The sequence below is a fragment of the Streptomyces sp. NPDC015220 genome, from assembly GCF_043079345.1.
Taxonomy (GTDB): domain Bacteria; phylum Actinomycetota; class Actinomycetes; order Streptomycetales; family Streptomycetaceae; genus Streptomyces.
In genome coordinates this window covers 75,866-97,001 of record NZ_JBIBUK010000002.1, presented here as the reverse complement: position 1 = coordinate 97,001, position 21,136 = coordinate 75,866, and the positions used below count along the sequence as shown (strand labels likewise).

General features: G+C 71.4%; 17 protein-coding genes and 1 tRNA gene. 17 read left to right on the top strand and 1 reads right to left on the bottom strand.

Features of this window, described 5'->3' with window-relative positions; translation table 11 throughout:
- The first annotated feature begins 537 nt into the window (after nucleotides 1-537).
- Nucleotides 538-846, top strand: coding sequence for a putative quinol monooxygenase (locus ACF061_RS05350; protein ID WP_392265481.1), 309 nt, complete (start codon nucleotides 538-540; stop codon nucleotides 844-846).
- 218 nt (nucleotides 847-1,064) lie between these two features.
- On the opposite strand, the gene ACF061_RS05345 is transcribed toward ACF061_RS05350, so the two are convergent.
- A tRNA-Arg gene (locus ACF061_RS05345) sits at nucleotides 1,065-1,136 on the bottom strand.
- A 134-nt stretch (nucleotides 1,137-1,270) separates the two neighbouring features.
- On the opposite strand from ACF061_RS05345, the gene ACF061_RS05340 reads away from it, so the two are divergent.
- From ACF061_RS05340 to ACF061_RS05265, 16 genes are all read left to right on the top strand, one after another.
- The gene (locus ACF061_RS05340; protein ID WP_392265480.1) at nucleotides 1,271-1,843 is read left to right on the top strand and encodes a response regulator; all 573 of its coding nucleotides are present in this window, start codon (nucleotides 1,271-1,273) and stop codon (nucleotides 1,841-1,843) included.
- A gap of 279 nt (nucleotides 1,844-2,122) precedes the next feature.
- The gene (nrtL, locus tag ACF061_RS05335) at nucleotides 2,123-3,364 is read left to right on the top strand and encodes an ArgS-related anticodon-binding protein NrtL (protein ID WP_392265479.1); all 1,242 of its coding nucleotides are present in this window, start codon (nucleotides 2,123-2,125) and stop codon (nucleotides 3,362-3,364) included.
- Between the two features lie 21 nt (nucleotides 3,365-3,385).
- Complete coding sequence (gene lysA, locus ACF061_RS05330) at nucleotides 3,386-4,777, top strand: diaminopimelate decarboxylase (protein ID WP_392265478.1); 1,392 nt, start codon at nucleotides 3,386-3,388, stop codon at nucleotides 4,775-4,777.
- Nucleotides 4,778-4,929: 152 nt separating this feature from the next.
- Nucleotides 4,930-6,222, top strand: a complete 1,293-nt coding sequence (locus tag ACF061_RS05325; protein WP_392265477.1) for a homoserine dehydrogenase — start codon at nucleotides 4,930-4,932, stop codon at nucleotides 6,220-6,222.
- 6 nt (nucleotides 6,223-6,228) lie between these two features.
- The gene (gene thrC, locus ACF061_RS05320; RefSeq protein ID WP_392265476.1) at nucleotides 6,229-7,287 is read left to right on the top strand and encodes a threonine synthase; all 1,059 of its coding nucleotides are present in this window, start codon (nucleotides 6,229-6,231) and stop codon (nucleotides 7,285-7,287) included.
- Between the two features lie 855 nt (nucleotides 7,288-8,142).
- Nucleotides 8,143-9,060, top strand: a complete 918-nt coding sequence (gene thrB, locus ACF061_RS05315) for a homoserine kinase (protein ID WP_392265475.1) — start codon at nucleotides 8,143-8,145, stop codon at nucleotides 9,058-9,060.
- Between the two features lie 406 nt (nucleotides 9,061-9,466).
- Nucleotides 9,467-11,485: a transcription termination factor Rho gene (gene rho / locus ACF061_RS05310; protein ID WP_392265474.1), complete on the top strand. Its 2,019-nt coding sequence runs from the start codon at nucleotides 9,467-9,469 to the stop codon at nucleotides 11,483-11,485.
- Between the two features lie 529 nt (nucleotides 11,486-12,014).
- Nucleotides 12,015-13,160, top strand: coding sequence for an LCP family protein (locus ACF061_RS05305; RefSeq protein ID WP_392265473.1), 1,146 nt, complete (start codon nucleotides 12,015-12,017; stop codon nucleotides 13,158-13,160).
- A 322-nt stretch (nucleotides 13,161-13,482) separates the two neighbouring features.
- Nucleotides 13,483-13,707 carry a 50S ribosomal protein L31 gene (gene rpmE, locus ACF061_RS05300; RefSeq protein WP_019326867.1) on the top strand — a complete coding sequence of 75 codons (225 nt, stop codon included), beginning with the start codon at nucleotides 13,483-13,485 and terminating at the stop codon, nucleotides 13,705-13,707.
- A gap of 115 nt (nucleotides 13,708-13,822) precedes the next feature.
- On the top strand, nucleotides 13,823-14,890 hold the full coding sequence (prfA, locus tag ACF061_RS05295; RefSeq protein ID WP_392265472.1) for a peptide chain release factor 1: 1,068 nt from the start codon (nucleotides 13,823-13,825) through the stop codon (nucleotides 14,888-14,890).
- Between the two features lie 124 nt (nucleotides 14,891-15,014).
- Nucleotides 15,015-15,854 carry a peptide chain release factor N(5)-glutamine methyltransferase gene (prmC, locus tag ACF061_RS05290; protein WP_392265471.1) on the top strand — a complete coding sequence of 280 codons (840 nt, stop codon included), beginning with the start codon at nucleotides 15,015-15,017 and terminating at the stop codon, nucleotides 15,852-15,854.
- A gap of 64 nt (nucleotides 15,855-15,918) precedes the next feature.
- Nucleotides 15,919-16,566, top strand: a complete 648-nt coding sequence (locus ACF061_RS05285) for an L-threonylcarbamoyladenylate synthase (protein ID WP_392265470.1) — start codon at nucleotides 15,919-15,921, stop codon at nucleotides 16,564-16,566.
- Nucleotides 16,563-17,240, top strand: coding sequence for a protein-tyrosine-phosphatase (locus ACF061_RS05280; protein WP_392265469.1), 678 nt, complete (start codon nucleotides 16,563-16,565; stop codon nucleotides 17,238-17,240). The genes ACF061_RS05285 and ACF061_RS05280 overlap by 4 nt, the downstream gene beginning before the upstream one ends.
- Nucleotides 17,241-17,404: 164 nt before the next feature.
- On the top strand, nucleotides 17,405-18,643 hold the full coding sequence (glyA, locus tag ACF061_RS05275) for a serine hydroxymethyltransferase (protein WP_392265468.1): 1,239 nt from the start codon (nucleotides 17,405-17,407) through the stop codon (nucleotides 18,641-18,643).
- A 140-nt stretch (nucleotides 18,644-18,783) separates the two neighbouring features.
- Nucleotides 18,784-20,172 carry an undecaprenyl/decaprenyl-phosphate alpha-N-acetylglucosaminyl 1-phosphate transferase gene (locus ACF061_RS05270; protein WP_392265467.1) on the top strand — a complete coding sequence of 463 codons (1,389 nt, stop codon included), beginning with the start codon at nucleotides 18,784-18,786 and terminating at the stop codon, nucleotides 20,170-20,172.
- 302 nt (nucleotides 20,173-20,474) lie between these two features.
- Nucleotides 20,475-20,912: a hypothetical protein gene (locus ACF061_RS05265; protein WP_392265466.1), complete on the top strand. Its 438-nt coding sequence runs from the start codon at nucleotides 20,475-20,477 to the stop codon at nucleotides 20,910-20,912.
- Nucleotides 20,913-21,136 lie beyond the last annotated feature (224 nt).

Here is a 21,136-nt window from a genome sequence, read left to right as displayed (position 1 = left end):
GCCTCGGCGATCAGCTCGCGCCGGCGTGGCGCAGACGGACTCGGGTTGGGCACTGCGGCCGCGGAGGCGGAAGTCGTCGCGCTCCGGGCCGACGGGGATGGAGTGGCCGCCGGGGCCGGGGCGGTGCCCGTGTTGTGCGCGGCTGATACGGGTCCTGAAGGTGATGCGGCCCCGGTGGGTGATGCGGAGTGCGTGTTGCTCGTGCCGGAGGAGGGCGCTGCCGCCGGGTCCGTACTGTGCATGGCGCCCTCACGGGGAATCGGCCGATGAGAAGTGGTCCTCATGATGCCCACTGCCCGGGCTGATTCTCAACGGCCTCTGAGTGCGCCAGGTTCCGCGAAGTTCTGCGTCCCGCCTCGCCTGACCCACTGCCACGCCCTCGCTTTGCTCGGGGCTCTCCAGGACGATGCAGACGCTCCCACGCACCAGGCCTGATCTCTCCGCGAACTCCCGGTCGCGTTGAACGGAGGGGCGTCCTGTCCGGGCGTCATGATGGATGGACGCCGACAGGATGCCGGTGGAGAGGGGACTTGGGGAATGCTCGGGCTGTTTGTGCGATTCACATGCAAGGACGAAGCGGCCGCCACCGCGTTCGATGAGTTGGTGGCGCGGACTGGTGAACAGATCCGGGCGAACGAGCCTGGAACAGTGATTTACGCGGTACACCGTGTTGATGGTCGTCCGTTGCAGCGCGCGTTCTACGAGCTGTATCGGGACGAGGCGGCCTTCGATGAGCACGAGTCGAAGGACTGCGTACGTGCCTTCCTCTCCGAGCGGGAGAGGTACCTCTCTGCCACGGAGGTTGATCGCCTGGACTTCGTCTCTGGCAAGGGTGTGGAGGGCTGAGCGCCGCCGACTAGCGAGGGCCTGGCCCGTGGAGGTTCGATGTCGCCGGCCCTCTCATTTGTCGGGCTGACCTGGGCAGACGCCCCAAGATCCCGTCCACGCCTCGTCCACAGACCCCGACATACGGCCGCTCCGGGCGGCACACGCCTGCACAAACACAAAGACCCCGCACTCAGCGTTTCCGCTGGTCACGGGGTCTTTAGGCACCTCATCAAGGGTGCCCCCGGCAGGATTCGAACCTGCGCACACGGCTCCGGAGGCCGTTGCTCTATCCCCTGAGCTACGGGGGCGTGTCGGGTGCGTTCTGTGCTCCCGGCGACGAGTAGAACACTACCAGCTCCGGCAGGGTGGTCATGAACGTTTACCGGGGGCGCCCGCGTCGGCGGGTGGCGTCCACCCTTGCGTGCGCCGTCCCTCGGACGGGGTGGAAGTGGGGAAAACCCGGACGCGATGGCCGGTCTGGACCTACGCTCGAGTTGTGTCGGGCGCTTCGGGACGGGTGCTTGTTGTGGACGACAACAAGGTCATCCGGCAGCTGATCAGGGTCAATCTCGAGCTTGAGGGGCTTGAGGTCGTGACCGCGGCCGATGGTGCCGAGTGTCTGGATGTGGTGCATCAGGTGCGGCCGGATGTCATCACCCTCGACATCGTGATGCCCCGACTGGATGGGCTCTCCACCGCGGCCCAGCTCCGTGCCGATCCACGCACCAAAGATCTTCCGCTCGCCATCGTCAGCGCCTGCACGGAGCGCGAGGTCGAGGCGGGGGTCGGCGTCGGGGTCGACGCCTTTCTTGCCAAGCCCTTCGAGCCGGCCGAACTCGTGCGGCTCGTCATGCGGTTGGTCGAGGGGCGGGGACGGGGGAGGCAGGCCGGGGCGGCGGGGGACCGGGGGGCCGGACCCGGCGGGGCCGGCGGACCTGGTGGGAGTGGGGGAAGTGGTGGGGCCGGCGGGTCAGGAGGGGCTGAGCAGCCTGCTGGACGGCGTCCTGGCGGTTGAGTGTTCCACTGGTCACAGTGCGGTGGTCTTAGTTGTGGCAGTGGTCTCCGCGTGGTGGTGCCGGTGGGCGCAGCGTATTTCCGCTGGTTCTGCCTGTATCCGCTGGTCCTGCCTGTGCTGAAGTGGTTCCGTCTGGTGCGGATCTGTTCCGACGCGTTCGATCCGGCGGGGCCTCGGGTGGCCGCGTTCGTCGCGCATCGGTATTCGAGAGTCCACATCCCGATACCCCGCCCAAACCGACTCGCCTACCCACCCCCCTCCTCCCCTACGCTTGTCCCCGTGACCCCCGTCGAGCTCTCCCGCACCGTGCTGCGCGCGGTGCGTCGCGCTGTCGACGTGGGGGAGCTGAGCGTGGCCGTGCCCGAGCGGGTCGTCGTCACTCCGCCCGGCCCCGGCGGTTGCGGTGACTACGCCACCGGTATCGCCCTCAAGCTCGCCCGGCCCGCCGGACAGCCCGCGCTGCGCGTCGCCGACGTGCTGCGGGCCCACCTTCTCGACCTCGACGGCATCCGTGACGTCTCCGTCACCGGGCCCGGCTTCCTCAACATCAGCCTCCGCGCGGCCGACGCGGGCGCCGGCTCCCGTCGTCTCGTCGAGGAGGTCCTGCGCCGGGGCCTCCGGTACGGACATGTCGACGGCGACGGCGACGGCGATGGTGACGGTGATGGGGATCGCGACCGCGACGGGGACCTTCGGGTCGTTCGGCTGCACTCTGCGTGCGAACCGCGTGCTCTCGTCGTCGCCGAGGTCGTCGGCCGGCTTCTTCGGGCGGCTCAGGGCGTCGACGTTCGCAGGAGCTGCGTCGGTCCGCCGCCCCCGGGCGCCTGGCAAAACCTGATCGGCTCCGAGTTCGAGTCCGACCTCGATCTGCCGCTCGTTGTCGCCGACGCCCGCGACGGCGAGTACGTCGACCAGGTCGAGCACACCAGCCACGCCGACCGCACCAGCGGTGTCACCAGCACCACCAGCCCCAGCCCCAGCCCCCGCCACATCGACATCCGCCCCACCCCCGCCCCTCAGTCCGCCCTGGACGAGCTCCTCGCACTGGGGCGCGACGCGGGCCGCTGGGCCCTGCTTCACCCCGCCGGGCATGACCGGCCCCGGATCGGTCCCGAGCACCTGGTGCAGCGTGAGAGCAATCCTCTCTTCCGCATCCGGTACGCCCACGCCCGTACCCGGGCCGTTCTTCGCAACGCCGCCGACCTCGGCTTCACCCCTCAGCCAGGGCCCGTCGACGCCGATTCCGACACCGACGCCGGCGCCCGCGAGCTGCTCACCGCCCTCGGCGATCATCCCCGCGTCCTCGCCCGGGCCGCCGTGGACCGGGCGCCCGACCGGCTGGCCCGGCATCTCGTCACCGTCGCCGATGCCGTGCTCGCGTACCTCCCCGCCGTGCTTCCGGTCGGGGAGGAGAAACCCTCGGCCGCCCACCGTGCCCGGCTCGCCCTCGCCGAAGCCGCCGGGACGGTGCTGGCCGGTGGCCTGTCCCTGCTCGGCATAGACGCACCCGACCACCTCTGAGAGTCAGAGAGACACACCGACATGAGCCGTTCCGCACACCCCGCCGGGCCCCGTCACGCCGATGTCCTGCCGGAGGGGCACTACGCCGCCCCGCCCGCCGACCTCAACACCCTCGACCCCAAGGTCTGGGCGCAGACCGTCCGGCGGGACGAGGACGGCGTCGCGACCGTCGGCGGGATTCCCGTCACCCGGCTCGCGGAGGAGTTCGGCACCCCGGCGTACGTCATGGACGAGGCCGACTTCCGTTCGCGTGCCCGGGCCTGGCGCGGCGCCTTCGGGCACGACGCCGACGTCTTCTACGCCGGGAAGGCCTTCCTGTCCCGGGCCGTCGTCCGGTGGCTGCACGAGGAAGGGCTCAACCTCGACGTCTGCTCGGGCACCGAGCTCGTCACCGCCCTGTCCGCCGGGATGCCCGCGGACCGCATCGCCTTCCACGGCAACAACAAGTCCACCGCCGAGATCGAGCGTGCCGTCGAGGCCGGGGTCGGGCGGATCGTGCTGGACTCGTTCCAGGAGATCGTCCGGGTCGCGCACATCGCGCAGTCGCTCGGGAAGGTGCAGCGGGTACAGATCCGTATCACCGTCGGTGTCGAGGCTCACACGCACGAGTTCATCGCCACCGCGCACGAGGACCAGAAGTTCGGCATCCCGCTCGCCGGCGGGCAGGCCGCCGAGGCCGTGCGGCGGGCGCTGAAGCTCGACGGACTGGAGCTCATCGGGATCCACTCCCACATCGGGTCGCAGATCTTCGACATGTCGGGGTTCGAGGTCGCGGCGCACCGGGTCGTCGGGCTGCTCAGGGACATCCGGGACGAGCACGGTGTCGAGCTGCCCGAGATCGACCTCGGCGGCGGCCTCGGCATCGCCTACACCAGCGACGACGACCCCCGCGAGCCGCACGAGATCGCCAAGGCGCTCACCGAGATCGTCACCCGGGAGTGCGAGGCCGCCCGGCTGCGCACGCCCCGCATCTCGGTCGAGCCGGGGCGCGCCATCGTCGGCCCCACCGCCTTCACGCTCTACGAGGTCGGCACCATCAAGCCGCTGGAGGGGCTGCGCACCTACGTCTCGGTCGACGGCGGCATGTCCGACAACATCCGCACCGCGCTCTACGACGCGGAGTACAGCGTCGCGCTGGTCTCCCGCACCTCCGACGCCGAGCCGATGCTGGTCCGGGTCGTCGGCAAGCACTGCGAGAGCGGTGACATCGTGGTGAAGGACGCCTTCCTGCCCGCCGACCTCGCGCCGGGCGATCTCATCGCCGTGCCCGCGACCGGCGCGTACTGCCGCTCCATGGCCAGCAACTACAACCACGTGCTGCGCCCGCCGGTCGTCGCCGTCGCCGACGGCGAGGCCCGGGTCATCGTCCGGCGGGAGACGGAGGACGACCTCCTCCGCCTCGATGTCGGGTGAACGGCGGAGAGGACGTCGCGAGGCCGGAAGATCTCCGTCTTCAGGCCCCGCGAAAATGAAATAAACGTCTCACGATCCGGACAAATGACAGAAACTGCGGTCCGGTGAGTGAGACTGGTCGAACCGTAGACGGTATGAGGAAACGAGGTCGGATGATGCGTACGCGTCCGCTGAAGGTGGCGCTGCTGGGCTGTGGGGTCGTCGGCTCAGAGGTGGCGCGCATCATGACGACGCACGCCGACGACCTCGCCGCCCGGATCGGGGCCCCGGTGGAGCTCGCCGGGGTCGCCGTCCGCCGGCCCTCCAAGGTCCGCGAGGGCATCGACCCCGCCCTCGTCACCACCGACGCCACCGCCCTGGTCAAACGCGGCGACATCGACGTCGTCGTCGAGGTGATCGGCGGGATCGAGCCCGCCCGGACGCTCATCACCACCGCCTTCGAGCACGGCGCCTCCGTCGTCTCCGCCAACAAGGCCCTCCTCGCCCAGGACGGCGCCGCGCTGCACGCCGCGGCGGACGAGAACGACAAGGACCTGTACTACGAGGCCGCCGTCGCCGGCGCCATCCCGCTGATCCGGCCGCTGCGCGAGTCCCTGGCCGGCGACAAGGTCAACCGGGTGCTCGGCATCGTCAACGGCACCACCAACTTCATCCTCGACAAGATGGACTCCACCGGGGCCGGCTACCAGGAGGCCCTGGACGAGGCCACCGCGCTCGGGTACGCCGAGGCCGACCCGACCGCCGACGTCGAGGGGTTCGACGCCGCCGCCAAGGCGGCCATCCTCGCCGGGATCGCCTTCCACACGCGGGTGCGCCTGGACGACGTCTACCGCGAGGGCATGACCGAGGTCACCGCGGCGGACTTCGCCTCCGCCAAGGAGATGGGCTGCACCATCAAGCTGCTCGCCATCTGCGAGCGGGCCGCCGACGGCGCCTCCGTCACCGCGCGCGTGCACCCCGCGATGATCCCGCTCGGCCACCCGCTGGCCTCGGTGCGCGGCGCCTACAACGCCGTCTTCGTCGAGTCCGAGGCCGCCGGGCAGCTCATGTTCTACGGGCCCGGCGCCGGCGGTTCGCCCACCGCCTCCGCCGTCCTCGGCGACCTCGTCGCCGTCTGCCGCAACCGGCTCCACGGCACCACCGGACCCGGCGAGTCGGCGTACGCCGCCCTGCCCGTCTCGCCCATGGGCGACGTCGTCACGCGCTACCACATCAGCCTGGACGTCGCCGACAAGCCGGGCGTCCTCGCCCAGGTCGCCACCGTGTTCGCCGAGCACGGCGTGTCCATCGACACTGTTCGCCAGCAGGGCAAGGACGGCGAGGCCTCCCTCGTCGTCGTCACCCACCGAGCGTCCGACGCCGCCCTCACCGGCACCGTCGAGGCGCTGCGCAGCCTCGACACCGTGCGGGGCGTCGCCAGCATCATGCGGGTTGAAGGAGAGTAACCAGCAATGACCCACCAGTGGCGCGGAATCATCGAGGAGTACCGGGACCGGCTGCCGGTGTCCGGCAGCACGCCGGTCGTCACGCTCCGCGAGGGCGGCACGCCCCTCGTGCCCGCGCAGGTGCTCTCCGAGCGCACCGGCTGCGAGGTCCACCTCAAGGTCGAGGGCGCGAACCCGACCGGGTCCTTCAAGGACCGCGGCATGACCATGGCGATCAGCAAGGCCAAGGAGGAGGGCGCCAAGGCGGTCATCTGCGCCTCCACCGGCAACACCTCCGCCTCCGCCGCCGCCTACGCGGTACGGGCCGGGATGGTCTCCGCCGTGCTCGTGCCGCAGGGCAAGATCGCGCTCGGCAAGATGGGCCAGGCCCTGGTGCACGGCGCCAAGATCCTCCAGGTCGACGGCAACTTCGACGACTGCCTCACCCTCGCCCGCTCGCTCAGCGACAACTACCCGGTGGCGCTGGTCAATTCGGTCAACCCGGTGCGCATCGAGGGGCAGAAGACGGCCGCCTTCGAGATCGTCGACATGCTCGGCGACGCACCCGACATACATGTCCTCCCGGTGGGCAACGCGGGCAACATCACCGCCTATTGGAAGGGGTACCGGGAGTACGCGGCCGACGGTGTCGCCACCAGGACCCCGCGCATGTGGGGCTTCCAGGCGTCCGGCAGCGCTCCGATCGTGCGCGGCGAGGTCGTCAAGGACCCGTCGACCATCGCCACCGCGATCCGCATCGGCAACCCCGCCTCCTGGACGTACGCCCTCGCCGCGCGCGACGAGTCCGGCGGCGCCATCGACGAGGTGACGGACCGTGAGATCCTGCGCGCCTACCGGCTGTTGGCCGCACAGGAGGGCGTCTTCGTCGAGCCGGCGTCGGCCGCGTCCGTAGCCGGTCTGCTGAAGGCCGCCGAGCAGGGCAAGGTCGACCCGGGGCAGCGGATCGTCTGCACCGTCACCGGCAACGGCCTCAAGGACCCCGACTGGGCCGTCGCCGGCGCCCCGCAGCCGGTCACCGTCCCGGTCGACGCGGCCACCGCGGCGGAGCGGCTGGGCCTGGCCTGATCCGGAGGGCCCGGCCCGATGCGGCCGGGCCCGTCCTGACGCGGCCGGGCCCGGTCTGATTCGGGCCGGGCTCGCGGGCCGTGTGCGGCCGCGAGCCGGGGTTCGTCCAGGTCCGCGAGCCGGGCGTCGCCCGACCCGGTACTCAACGGGAACGGGCTCGCCCGGCGTCGGTCGGCGGCGGAACGGTGCACTCCGTGCCACCGCCGCGGACCACGGCGACCGGAGTGCGGGTCGCGCCGCGACGGTGACCGGAACTCGCGTCCCGCACGTACCCGGCCCACGTCCCGCAGCCGGCGCTTACTCCCCGGATCGCGTCCAGCGCGCACTCCCGGACCGCGCCCCGTACGGCCCCGCACGGGCCCACGCGCTCGACGCGCACCGCATCACATCGCGCCACCGCACCAGATCGCGCACCGCGCCGCCGCATCACATGGCGCCACCGCATCACCGCGCGCCACCGCATGCATCGGGCACCGCGCCACGCACCACATCGCGCCACCGCACCCGCACTTCGGCGCACCGCGTCGCGCGACCCCGCGACGTCCGATGGCGCACTGCGCGGGGGACCTGTGCGAAGGTGCACGGGGGGCTTACGACACGCATCGTGCGCCTCCTGTGCGCCCTATGTCGCCACAGAACCTTCCTTCGATAGGCTGTACCGAACCCGCCCGCCGCATATGCCCGCGCATGTCGTGCGGCACCGCGTCGTCCCCGCGGTCGCGGCCCAGGGTCCTTTCGTCCCCGTCGAAAGCAAGTCGAACGTCGGTCGAATGTCCGTAGGAGATCCGGAAATCCACTGGAAGTCCGGCGAACTTCATTCGACCACCCCGCAGCCTCAAGGAGAGTCAACGAGCGATGGCCGGTCCAGCGTTCCGCGCCGCCGCCGTCCGGGTGCGCGTCCCCGCCACCAGCGCCAACCTCGGCCCGGGCTTCGACGCCCTCGGCCTCGCGCTGGGGCTCTACGACGACGTGGTCGTCCGGGTGGCCGACTCCGGGCTGCACATCGACATCGCGGGCGAGGGCAGCGAGACGCTGCCGCGTGACGAGAAGCACCTGCTCGTACGGTCGCTGCGCACCGCCTTCGACGTCCTCGGCGGCCAGCCGCGCGGCCTGGAGATCGTCTGCGCGAACCGCATCCCGCACGGCCGCGGCCTCGGGTCCTCCTCCGCCGCCATCTGTGCCGGCATCGTCGCCGCCCGCGCCGTGACCATAGGCGGCGAGGCCCGGCTCGACGACACCGCGCTGCTGGAGCTGGCCACCGAGATCGAGGGCCACCCGGACAATGTGGCGGCCTGTCTGCTGGGCGGTTTCACCCTGTCCTGGATGGAGTCCGGAGCTGCCCGGGCGATCAGGATGGAGCCCTCCGATTCCATCGTTCCGGTGGTTTTCGTGCCCGGGAAGCCGGTCCTGACCGAGACCGCGCGCGGACTGCTGCCGCGCACCGTGCCGCACGTCGACGCCGCCGTCAACGCGGGCCGTGCCGCCCTGCTCGTCGAGGCCCTGACCAGGCGCCCCGAGCTGCTGCTGCCCGCCACCGAGGACCGCCTCCACCAGGAGTACCGCGCCCCGGCCATGCCGGAGAGCGCCGCGCTGGTGGAGCGGCTGCGGGCGGACGGGATCCCCGCGGTCATCTCCGGCGCCGGACCCACGGTCATGGCACTGGCCGACGCCGACGGCGCCGACAAGGTGGAGCGTCTCGCGGGACCCGAATGGGCCGCGAACCGGCTGGCCCTGGACCTCCAGGGCGCGAGCGTGCTGCCGCTGTCGGGCTGACACGCGATTGCCGGATTTCGAGAGGGGGAATGTTTGTTGGATCCGGTAGTGTTAACCTCAAGTCTGCACCCGACCCCACCATGGCGAGGTGCTTCGTGTCCCCGTCCGGGACCAACATTCTTCCGGGAGCTCCCCAAGCCATTCTGTGTTCCGTACGCCGTATCCGGGCAGTACGTCGTACGCGGATGCTGAGCGGTCCACTGGGCACGCTCCGGAATCGGCGCGACCAGGCCACGTGACACTCGGTGCCACGAAATGCCGGGGAAGCGCCAGTCACCAGATATCTCTTCCGCCGTTTAGGCGGACCACCGCCCCGGCACGGTCCACACAGCAAGGATCGAAGCCGGACAGCACAACCGGTCGCCGAGCCAGACAGGCCGACGTCCGCTCCAGGGAAGGACCCTTCGTGAGCGACACCACCGATCTGATGGGCGCACGTGTCGAGGAGACCGCTGCCGCGCCCGCCACGGACGCCTCCGCGCCTGCCACCGGTGCCGGCTCCCGGCGGCGCCGCGGTACCGGCCTCGAGGGCATGGTGCTGGCCGAGCTGCAGCAGGTCGCATCCGGCCTCGGTATCAGGGGCACCGCGCGGATGCGCAAGAGCCAGCTGATCGAGGTCATCAAGGAGGCGCAGGCGGGCGGGGGCGCCGCCCCCGCGAAGGCCGCCGCGGCTCCCGCCGCGGGCGACGCCGAGACCAAGCCGAAGCGCCGCGCCACCTCCCGCGCCCGCACGGGCGACGACGCCGCGGCCACCAAGAAGGCCGCCGCCCCCGCCGAGAAGGCCGTGGCCCAGCAGCAGATCGAGATTCCCGGCCAGCCGGCCAGCGAGGACGCTCCCGTGGAGCGCCGCCGGCGCCGGGCCACCGCCGAGGCGGGCAGCCCGGCGGGCGGCGCCGAGACCGTCGCCGCCGAGGCGAAGAGCGAGCCGAAGGCCGAGACCCCCGCGCAGCAGCCGCAGCAGGCCGCCCAGGGCGAGGCCAAGGCCGACGCCGACGGCGGCGAGGGCCGCCGCCGCGATCGCCGTGAGCGCGGCCGCGACCGGGATCGCGACCGCGACCGTGACCGCGATCGCGACCGCCGTGGCAAGGGCGACGACCAGCAGGGCCAGGACGGCCGGCGTCAGCAGCAGAGCCAGCAGCAGGGCGGCGGCCGTCAGGACCGCAACGCCGGCCCGCAGGACGACGACGACTTCGACGGCGGCCGCCGTGGCCGTCGCGGCCGCTACCGCGACCGTCGTGGCCGTCGTGGCCGTGACGACGTGCAGGAGCCGCAGATCGCCGAGGACGACGTCCTGATCCCGGTCGCGGGCATCCTGGACATCCTCGACAACTACGCGTTCATCCGCACCTCCGGCTACCTGCCCGGCCCGAACGACGTGTACGTCTCCCTCGCCCAGGTCCGCAAGAACGGCCTGCGCAAGGGCGACCACGTCACCGGCGCCGTGCGCCAGCCCAAGGAGGGCGAGCGCCGCGAGAAGTTCAACGCGCTGGTCCGCCTGGACTCCGTGAACGGCATGGCGCCCGAACACGGCCGCGGACGGCCGGAGTTCAACAAGCTCACGCCGCTGTACCCGCAGGACCGGCTCCGTCTGGAGACCGACCCCGGTGTCCTCACCACCCGCATCATCGACCTGGTGTCGCCGATCGGTAAGGGCCAGCGCGGTCTGATCGTGGCCCCGCCGAAGACCGGCAAGACCATGATCATGCAGGCGATCGCCAACGCGATCACCCGCAACAACCCCGAGTGCCACCTGATGGTCGTCCTCGTCGACGAGCGTCCGGAAGAGGTCACCGACATGCAGCGGTCGGTCAAGGGCGAGGTCATCTCCTCGACCTTCGACCGCCCGGCCGAGGACCACACCACCGTCGCCGAGCTGGCCATCGAGCGCGCCAAGCGCCTCGTCGAGCTGGGTCACGACGTGGTCGTCCTGCTGGACTCGATCACCCGTCTGGGCCGCGCGTACAACCTCGCCGCCCCGGCCTCCGGCCGCATCCTGTCCGGTGGTGTCGACTCCACGGCCCTGTACCCGCCGAAGCGCTTCTTCGGTGCGGCCCGCAACATCGAGGACGGCGGTTCGCTGACCATCCTCGCCACCGCCCTGGTGGACACCGGGTCCCGCATGGACGAGGTGATCTTCGAGGAGTTCAAGGGCACCGGCAACATGGAGCTCAAGCTCGACCGGAAGCTCGCCGACAAGCGCATCTTCCCGGCGGTGGACGTCGACGCGTCCGGCACCCGCAAGGAGGAGATCCTGCTCGGCGCCGAGGAGCTGGCCGTCGTCTGGAAGCTGCGCCGGGTGCTGCACGCGCTCGACCAGCAGCAGGCGATCGAACTGCTCCTCGACAAGATGAAGCAGACCAAGTCGAACATCGAGTTCCTGATGCAGATCCAGAAGACGACCCCGGCACCGGGCAACGGCGACTGATCCGCACCGTTCGCAGACGAAGGGCCGCTCCCGCCAGGGGGCGGCCCTTCGCCGTGTGCGGGCCCGAGCGACGGCGTGCCCCGGCCCCGCACCCGGTGTACGGGCCCGAGGGACCGCGTGCACCCGGCCGCCCCGCGCCCGGCCCCCATGCGGGCCCGCGTGCGCCGGCCGTGACGGTGGTGTATGTCCGTCAGGGCGAGGCCACCGAGCGTGCCGGGCGCGTCGGCCGTGACGGCCGACGCGCTTCCCCCGCCCAGGGCCGCCCGTCGGCGCGGTGCGCGGCGGTACGCCGACCGAACGGGACGGCCGTGTACCGCCGCCCCCGCGCGCCGCTCGGCGGGGCCGTACGCGGCGCGGCCGGGGCCCGGCGAGAACTTCCCCACGGGTCGCCGTGCAACTTTTTCCGCGGATCCCCCGTCTGACCGTACGAACGACGATGGCGCGGTACTCGTCCTCCAGGAGCACGGACAGACCGGGCCTGTCCCCGAAAACAGGGGGTAACCGACCGGTTACGAGAGCTGAGGAGCGCATGTCCGCCCAGAGCACGCCGGACCCGGGCATACCGGGGGAGACCGGCACCACGAGCAGCAGACGAGGGACCACCGCCAAGGGCCACCGCCGCAAGCCCCCCACGGGGCGGCGCAGGGCGCTGACGGCCACGGTGTGGACGGCGGCGGGGATCGTGGTGCTCGGCGGCACCGGCGCCGGCTACGTGTACTTCAAGCTCAACGACAACCTCAAGACGGTCGACATCAACCAGGCCCTCGGCACCGACCGGCCCGTCAAGGTGGACAACGGCTCCGAGAACATCCTGGTCCTGGGCTCCGACAGCCGCTCCGGCGGCAACAAGAAGCTGGGCGGCGGCGCCGACGACGGAAGCGCCCGCTCCGACACCGCGATGATCGTGCACGTGTACGAGGGCCACAAGAAGGCCAGCGTGGTCTCCATACCCCGCGACACCCTCGTCGACCGCCCCGAGTGCACCGACGCCCAGGGTGGCGCGCACCGGGCCGCGCACAATGTGATGTTCAACGAGTCCTACGGCACCGGCGGCGCGGCCTGCGCGGTGAAGACCGTCGAGTCGATCACCGGCCTGCGCATGGACCACTACCTGGAGGTCGACTTCAGCGGCTTCCAGAAGCTCATCGACGACCTCGGCGGCGTCCAGGTCACCACCACCCGGGCCATCCACGACCCGAACAGCCACCTGAACCTCGGCGCGGGCACCCACACCCTGGACGGGCAGCAGGCCCTCGGCCTGGTCCGCACCCGGCACGGCGTCGGCGACGGCTCCGACCTCGGCCGCATCCAGCTCCAGCAGGCCTTCGTCAAGGCACTGGTGAACCAGGTCAGGCAGGTCGGCCTGTTCACCAGCCCCAAGAAGCTCTACGACCTCGCCGACACCGCCACCAAGGCCGTCACCACCGACTCCGACCTCGGCTCGGTCAACTCGCTGGTCTCCTTCGCCGGGGGCCTGAAGGGCATCGGCGCCTCCCAGATGCGCATGGTGACGATGCCGGTGCAGTACGACACCGCCGACGCCAACCGGGTCGTCGTCGACGAGTCCAAGGCGAAGCAGGTGTGGAACGCGCTCAAGGCCGACCTGCCGATCCCGGCGAGCGCCACCGAGGGCACCGCCACCGGCGAGGCCAAGGACGTCGTGAACTCGTCCTGAGCCACGCCCGGACACACCGCCGGACCGAGCGCGGACCGTCCCCCGGCACGCCGCCCGTCCGGACGCGCACCGTCCCCGGGCGGGCCGCCGTCCGGGCGCGGACCTCGCCCCCTGTCCGGGCGGGCCGCCGTCCGGGCGCGGACCGCCCCTCGGGCGGGCGCCGGCCCGGGAGCGGGGGCCGGGAGGGGCCCGGGAATACCCCGGACCGCCCCCCGGTTTTGGGGGATGGCGCCAGTCCTGGCAGACTGGTACGTCGGCTCCGGTTCACGCTTCCGCATCCCGCGGCCGCGACCCGGCGCCCTCCCGGAACATAGGAGACACCTTGAAGCGCGACATCCACCCCGAGTACGTCGAGACGCAGGTCAGCTGCACCTGCGGCGCGTCGTTCACCACCCGCAGCACCATCGAGTCCGGCACCATCCGGGCCGAGGTCTGCTCCGAGTGCCACCCGTTCTACACGGGCAAGCAGAAGATCCTCGACACCGGTGGCCGTGTGGCCCGCTTCGAGGCCCGCTTCGGCAAGGCTGCCGCCGGCTCCAAGAAGTAGCGAGCCCCTTTTCGCCGGTCCACGGCCGTGCCCCTTCGCAGGGCGGGCCGGGACCGGCGTTTTTGGTCGCCCGCCTTCCCCCTACCAGCAGTACAGGCAGTACAGGAGCCGAAAGATGTTCGAGGCCGTCGAGGAACTCGTCGCCGAGCACGCCGACCTGGAGAAGAAGCTCGCCGATCCGTCGGTCCACGCCGACCAGGCCAACGCGCGCAAGCTGAACAAGCGTTACGCCGAGCTCACCCCGATCGTCGCCACGTACCGCTCCTGGAAGCAGACGGGCGACGACATCGAGACCGCGCGCGAACTGGCCGCCGACGACCCGGACTTCGCCGCCGAGGTCAAGGAGCTGGACAAGCAGCGCGAGGCACTCACCGAGAAGCTGCGCCTGCTGCTCGTCCCGCGCGACCCCAGCGACGACAAGGACGTCATCCTGGAGATCAAGGCGGGCGCGGGCGGCGACGAGTCGGCGCTGTTCGCCGGTGACCTGCTGCGCATGTACCTGCGCTACGCCGAGCGCGTCGGCTGGAAGACCGAGATCATCGACGCCACCGAGTCCGAGCTGGGCGGCTACAAGGACGTGCAGGTCGCGGTGAAGGCCCGCGGGCAGATCGAGCCCGGCCAGGGCGTGTGGGCCCGGCTGAAGTACGAGGGCGGCGTGCACCGTGTGCAGCGCGTGCCGGCCACCGAGTCCCAGGGCCGTATCCACACCTCCGCGGCGGGCGTCCTGGTGACCCCCGAGGCCGAGGAGGTCGACGTGGAGATCAACCCCAACGACCTGCGCATCGACGTCTACCGGTCCTCCGGCCCCGGCGGCCAGTCCGTCAACACCACCGACTCCGCGGTGCGCATCACGCACCTGCCCACCGGAGTCGTGGCCTCCTGCCAGAACGAGAAGAGCCAGTTGCAGAACAAGGAGCAGGCGATGCGTATCCTGCGCTCCAGGCTGCTCGCCATGGCGCAGGAGGAGGCGGAGAAGGAGGCCGCGGACGCCCGCCGCAGCCAGGTCCGCACCGTCGACCGCTCCGAGAAGATCCGCACCTACAACTTCCCGGAGAACCGCATCTCGGACCACCGCGTGGGCTTCAAGGCGTACAACCTGGACCAGGTCCTGGACGGCGAACTCGCCGCGGTGATCCAGGCCTGCGTCGACGCGGACTCGGCCGCCAAGCTCGCGGCCGCCTGAGGACGGGTCGGGCAGGCCGCGCACGGCCGCGACGGGCCGCGCGAAGGCACACAGGACGAAGCACGAGCACCGGAGGACCAGCGTGCAGCAAGAATTTGGGGGGCGACCCCCAAGCCCCCGCAGCGTGCTGCTCGCGGAGGTGGCGCAGGCCACCCAGCGGCTGGCCGACGCCGGCGTGCCCTCGCCGCGCACCGACGCCGAAGAGCTCGCCGCCTTCGTGCACGGCGTCAAGCGCGGCCAGCTGCACTCCGTGCGCGACGCCGACTTCGACGCCCGGTACTGGGAGGTCATCGCCCGCCGCGAGCAGCGCGAGCCCCTTCAGCACATCACCGGGCGGGCCTACTTCCGCTACCTGGAGCTCCAGGTCGGACCCGGCGTGTTCGTGCCGCGTCCGGAGACCGAGTCGGTGGTCGGCTGGGCCATAGACGCCGTACGCGCCATGGACGTGGTCGAGCCGAGCATCGTCGACCTGTGCACCGGCTCGGGCGCCATCGCGCTCGCCCTCGCCCAGGAGGTGCCGCGCTCCCGCGTGCACGCCGTGGAGCTCAGCGAGGACGCGCTGCGGTGGACCCGCAAGAACGTCGAGGGGTCCAGGGTCGACCTGCGCCAGGGCGACGCCCTGACCGCCTTCCCGGACCTCGACGGCCAGGTCGACCTCGTCATCTCCAACCCGCCGTACATCCCGCTCACCGAATGGGAGTACGTCGCCCCCGAGGCCCGCGACTACGACCCCGAGATGGCGTTGTTCTCGGGGGAGGACGGCCTCGACCTGATCCGCGGCATCGAGCGCACCGCGCACCGGCTGCTGCGCCCGGGCGGCGTCGTCGTGATCGAGCACGCCGACACCCAGGGCGGACAGGTGCCGTGGATCTTCACCGAGGAACGGGGCTGGGCCGACGCGGCCGACCACCCGGACCTCAACAACCGGCCGCGGTTCGCGACCGCCCGCAAGGCGCTGCCGTGACCCCCGCGCAGCCGCCCACCAGGACTTCAGACCAGCAGTACGTGTACGAGGAGGCCCGCTGACAATGGCACGGCGATACGACACCAATGACGCGACCGACCGCGTGACGGGTCTGCGCGAGGCCGCGTCCGCCGTCCGCCGGGGCGAACTCGTGGTGCTGCCGACCGACACGGTGTACGGCATCGGCGCCGACGCGTTCTCCTCGGAGGCCGTGGGCGACCTGCTCGCCGCCAAGGGCCGGGGCCGCAACATGCCCTCGCCGGTCCTGATCGGATCCCCGAACACGCTGCACGGCCTGGTCACGGACTTCTCCGAGATGGCCTGGGAGCTGGTCGACGCGTTCTGGCCGGGCGCGCTGACGCTGGTCGCCCGGCACCAGCCGTCCCTCCAGTGGGACCTGGGGGAGACCCGGGGCACCGTCGCCGTGCGCATGCCGCTGCACCCGGTCGCCATCGAGCTGCTCACCGAGGTCGGACCGATGGCCGTGTCCTCGGCGAACCTCAGCGGCCACCCGTCGCCGGAGACCTGCGACGCGGCCCAGGAGATGCTCGGCGACTCCGTCTCCGTCTACCTCGACGGCGGCCCCACCCCCGGCAACGTGCCGTCCTCCATCGTCGACGTCACCCGCGAGGTGCCCGTACTGCTCCGTGAGGGCGCGCTGTCGCCGGAGGAGCTGCGGAAGGTCGTACCCGACCTCGAGGTGGCGAATTGACGGCCCCTGACGCGGGGCGTGGCATAGGCGGAGCGGACGGGACGGGGATCCCGGCGCGGCCGGGCCCACCCCACGACACCTTTCGCATCCTCCACGTCAGCACCGGCAACGTGTGCCGCTCGCCCATCACCGAGCGGCTGACCCGGCACTTCCTGGCGGACCGGCTCGGCGACCCGGCCGGCGGCGGGCTGATCGTGGAGAGCGCCGGCACCTGGGGACACGAGGGCGCGCCGATGGAGACCAACGCGGAGACGGTCCTCGCGGACTTCGGCGCGGACGCCTCCGGGTTCACCGGCCGCGAACTCCTCGACGAGCACGTGATCATGGCCGACCTGGTCCTCACCGCGACCCGCGACCACCGTGCCCAGGTGGTCTCCATGGGCCATTCGGCCGGTCTGCGCACCTTCACGCTCAAGGAGTTCACCCGTCTGGTCAGGGCGATAGACCCGGCCACGCTGCCGCCGCTGGAGGACGGTGTGGTCGAGCGCGCCCGCGCGCTGGTCCGCGCCGCCGCCGCGCTGCGCGGATGGCTGCTGGCGCCCACGGCGGACGCGGACGAGGTCCACGACCCCTACGGCGCCCCGCTGCCCTTCTTCCGGTCGATCGGCGACGAGATACACCAGGCGCTGGACCCTGTGGTGACGGCGCTGACGGGGGTCGCGGCGCGGGCCTGAGGGCGCACGGCCCCCCGGGGGCGTGTCCGGCCGTCACGGGCGCCAGCGCGCCCCGGCCCGCCCCACCGGGCCCGACGTGCCCGTGAAGGCCTAACAACCGCGCGCAGGCCCCGGGACGGGCCTACATTGGACGTACGTCACCGTCGACCGTCCGGAGAAGCACCATGTCGGTCATCCCCGCGCTTGAGGGCGATGTCCTGCGGCGGCAGGACCGAGAAGTGGCCGATCTGCTGCTGGCTGAGCTGGACCGGCAGTCGACGACGCTGCAACTGATCGCGGCGGAGAACTTCACCTCGCCGGCGGTGCTGGCCGCGCTCGGCTCGGCGCTGGCGAACAAGTACGCCGAGGGATATCCGGGCGCCCGTCACCACGGGGGCTGCGAGCTCGTCGACGCGGCCGAACGGCTGGCCGTGGAGCGGGCGAAGGCGCTGTTCGGCGCCGAGCACGCCAATGTGCAGTCGCACTCCGGCTCCTCCGCCGTGCTGGCCGCCTACGCCGCCCTGCTGCGCCCCGGGGACACCGTGCTGGCCCTCGGGCTGCCGTACGGCGGTCACCTCACGCACGGCTCGCCCGCGAACTTCTCCGGACGCTGGTTCGACTTCGTCGGGTACGGCGTCGACGCCGAGAGCGGGCTCATCGACCACCTCCAGGTGCGCACCCTGGCCCGTACGCACCGCCCCAAGGCGATCGTCTGCGGGTCGATCGCCTATCCGCGCCACCTGGACTACGCCTTCTTCCGCTCGGTCGCCGACGAGGTGGGCGCGTATCTGATCGCGGACGCCGCGCACCCCATCGGGCTCGTCGCCGGGGGAGCGGCGCCCAGTCCCGTGCCCTACGCCGACGTGGTGTGCGCCACCACCCACAAGGTGCTGCGCGGGCCGCGCGGCGGGATGCTCCTGTGCGGGGCCGAGCTGGCCGAGCGGGTCGACCGGGCGGTTTTCCCGTTCACCCAGGGCGGCGCCCAGATGCACACCATCGCCGCGAAGGCCGTCGCGTTCGGCGAGGCGTCCACCCCGGCGTTCGGCGCCTACGCCCACCAGGTGGTCGCCAACGCGCGCGTGCTGGCCGCCTACCTGGCCGCCGAGGGGCTGGCGGTCACCACCGGCGGCACCGACACCCATCTGATCACCGCGGACCCGGCGCCGCTCGGCGTGGACGGGCGCACCGCGCGGGGGCGGCTGGCCGCGGCCGGGATGGTCCTCGACTGCTGTGCGCTGCCGCACACCGACGCCCGGGGGCTGCGGCTGGGCACCGCCGCGGTGACCACCCAGGGCATGGGACAGGAGGAGATGGCGCGGATCGCCGTGCTGCTCGGCAAGGTGCTGCGCGGCGAGCTCGACGGCGCGCGGGCCCGTGAGGACGTGCGCGAGCTCACCGGAGCGTTCCCGCCCTACCCCGGCTGAGAGGGGCCGGGCCGGGGGGCGGACGAAACCGCACACAGCCACACGTGCAACCATCGTCGCTACCCGGAAGTCCCCATACATATGCCCGCGTCGATAGTGTGTGGGGCTGAGATGGCCAGCGAGACCTGTGGGGAATGCCCGTGCGTGAATACCTGCTGACGCTCTGCATCACGGCCGCGGTGACGTACCTGCTGACAGGGCCGGTGCGCAAGTTCGCGATCGTGGCGGGGGCGATGCCGGAGATCCGGGCACGGGACGTGCACCGGGAACCCACTCCGCGGCTCGGCGGTATCGCGATGTTCTTCGGCATGTGCGCGGGCCTGCTGGCCGCCGACCACCTCACCAATCTGAACGAGGTCTTCGAGAAGTCCAACGAGCCGCGCGCGCTGCTCTCCGGCGCCGCGCTGATCTGGCTGATCGGCGTCCTGGACGACAAGTTCGAGATCGACGCCCTGATCAAGCTGGGCGGCCAGATGATCGCGGCCGGTGTGATGGTCATGCAGGGTCTGACGATCCTGTGGCTGCCGGTCCCGGGCGTCGGCACGGTCGCGCTGACCCAGTGGCAGGGCACGCTGCTGACGGTGGCGCTGGTCGTCATCACGATCAACGCGGTCAACTTCGTCGACGGCCTGGACGGCCTGGCCGCCGGCATGGTGTGCATCGCGGCCGCCGCGTTCTTCATGTACGCCTACCGGATCTGGTACTCGTACGGCATCGAGGCCGCCGCCCCGGCCACCCTCTTCGCGGCCGTGCTGATGGGCATGTGCCTGGGCTTCCTGCCGCACAACATGCACCCCGCGCGGATCTTCATGGGCGACTCCGGCTCCATGCTCATCGGCCTGGTGCTGGCGGCCGGCGCGATCTCGGTGACCGGGCAGGTCGACCCGGACGTGATGAAGCTCTTCTCCGGCTCCGAGCGCAACGCGGTGCACCAGATGGTGCCGGTCTACATCCCGCTGCTGATGCCGCTGACGATCATCGCGATCCCGACCGCCGACTTCGTCTTCGCGGTGGTGCGGCGCACCTGGCGCGGACAGTCGCCGTTCGCCGCGGACCGCGGCCACCTGCACCACCGGCTCCTGCAGATCGGCCACTCGCACAGCCGGGCCGTGCTGATCATGTACTTCTGGGCCGCGGTGATCGGGTTCGGCGCGCTCGGCTACTCGGTCAACTCCGCGTCCATGTGGATCGTGCTGGGCATCGTCTTCCTGAGCTTCGTGGGTCTGGTGCTGCTCCTGCTGCCGCGGTTCACGCCGCGCGCCCCGCGCTGGGCCGAGCGGTTCGTGCCGCCGCGCTACCGCCGCGGGCGGAGCGTGGCCACGGCGCCCGGCGCCTCCACGCCGGCGGCCCTGTCCGGCGCCGCCGAGGCCCGTGCCAAGGCCGACGGGACGGGTGCGGCGGACGGCCCCCTCGCGCCCCACGAGCATCCCGCGCCGATCGTGGCCGGGGTGTCCGGAGTCAACGGCGCTACCGCCGTGGGCCCCCGTTCGCGTCTCCTCGACGGACGCGGGGCGGGGACGTCGCGCTGACGCCCAAGGTAAGAATCTGACTAAAGCGTTGCCATCTCGTGGGGGAACAAAGCGCCTAAATACCAGACAAGTTGGCTCGGTTTTTGCACAGACGGGCGGCCTCACTCTCATGTGTGACAGCCAGCACACCCATCAGGTAAAGACCTCATCAAATAGTTTGTGATACGGTTCACGAGAACCCCGGACAGAGCCGAAGGACCCGAATGCACGGGTCTCTTGGTGATGAGGTTCCTCTCTCGAACCGGGGACTACGCTCGTCCATGACGACACCCCTGCCCCCCTGCGAAAGCGGAGTTGCCGCCATGCCGTCCAATGACGTCCGGAACCTACTGCACACCGCCGTGCCCACCGCAGCTGCCGGTGTGGTCGCGGTGGCGGTCAGTGGTGCGGTCGCCGGCGGCAAGGGCGCGACCGGGGCCGTGGTCGGCGTGGTTCTCGCCATCCTCTACATGGGCATCGGTCTCTATGTCCTGCAGTGGACGGCGAAAACGCTTCCGCAGCTCTTCCAGGCCATGGGCCTCATGCTCTATGTCGCCCAACTGCTGCTGCTCATGATCTTCTTGGCGGTCTTCAAGGGGACTTCCCTGTTCAACGCGAAGGCGTTCGCCTTCTCGCTCATCGCCGCGACCGTCGTATGGATGGCGGCCCAGGCGCGGGCGCACATGAAGGCCAAGATCTTCTACGTCGAACCGGAATCCGAGAAGAGCGACAAGCCCGAGAAGACAGGGCCCTCGTCGTGAGGGGTAGGGCCGGGATAAAGACGCACGAGATCTCCTGCTATCGTCCGGTGCCAACTGCGGCATCGCGGGCGCGGGCATCTGAGCTGACGCCTGTCCGATCGCGAGGCACGATGCCCGCCCGCCGTCCCCACATCCGTAACACCAGTCCGGTGCCGACCCGCGGCTGCTCGCCGCGCCGACACAACGAGGTTGCCGTACCCATGCGCCACGCTGAAGGAGCCCGC

Coding starts and splice junctions, on each gene's coding strand:
- prfA (WP_392265472.1), top strand. CDS start 13,823: ATGTTCGAGGCCGTCGAGGAACTCGTCGCCGAGCACGCCGACCTGGAG.
- glyA (WP_392265468.1), top strand. CDS start 17,405: ATGTCGGTCATCCCCGCGCTTGAGGGCGATGTCCTGCGGCGGCAGGAC.
- ACF061_RS05285 (WP_392265470.1), top strand. CDS start 15,919: ATGGCACGGCGATACGACACCAATGACGCGACCGACCGCGTGACGGGT.
- ACF061_RS05325 (WP_392265477.1), top strand. CDS start 4,930: ATGATGCGTACGCGTCCGCTGAAGGTGGCGCTGCTGGGCTGTGGGGTC.
- lysA (WP_392265478.1), top strand. CDS start 3,386: ATGAGCCGTTCCGCACACCCCGCCGGGCCCCGTCACGCCGATGTCCTG.
- ACF061_RS05305 (WP_392265473.1), top strand. CDS start 12,015: ATGTCCGCCCAGAGCACGCCGGACCCGGGCATACCGGGGGAGACCGGC.
- ACF061_RS05265 (WP_392265466.1), top strand. CDS start 20,475: ATGCCGTCCAATGACGTCCGGAACCTACTGCACACCGCCGTGCCCACC.
- thrC (WP_392265476.1), top strand. CDS start 6,229: ATGACCCACCAGTGGCGCGGAATCATCGAGGAGTACCGGGACCGGCTG.
- ACF061_RS05350 (WP_392265481.1), top strand. CDS start 538: ATGCTCGGGCTGTTTGTGCGATTCACATGCAAGGACGAAGCGGCCGCC.
- thrB (WP_392265475.1), top strand. CDS start 8,143: ATGGCCGGTCCAGCGTTCCGCGCCGCCGCCGTCCGGGTGCGCGTCCCC.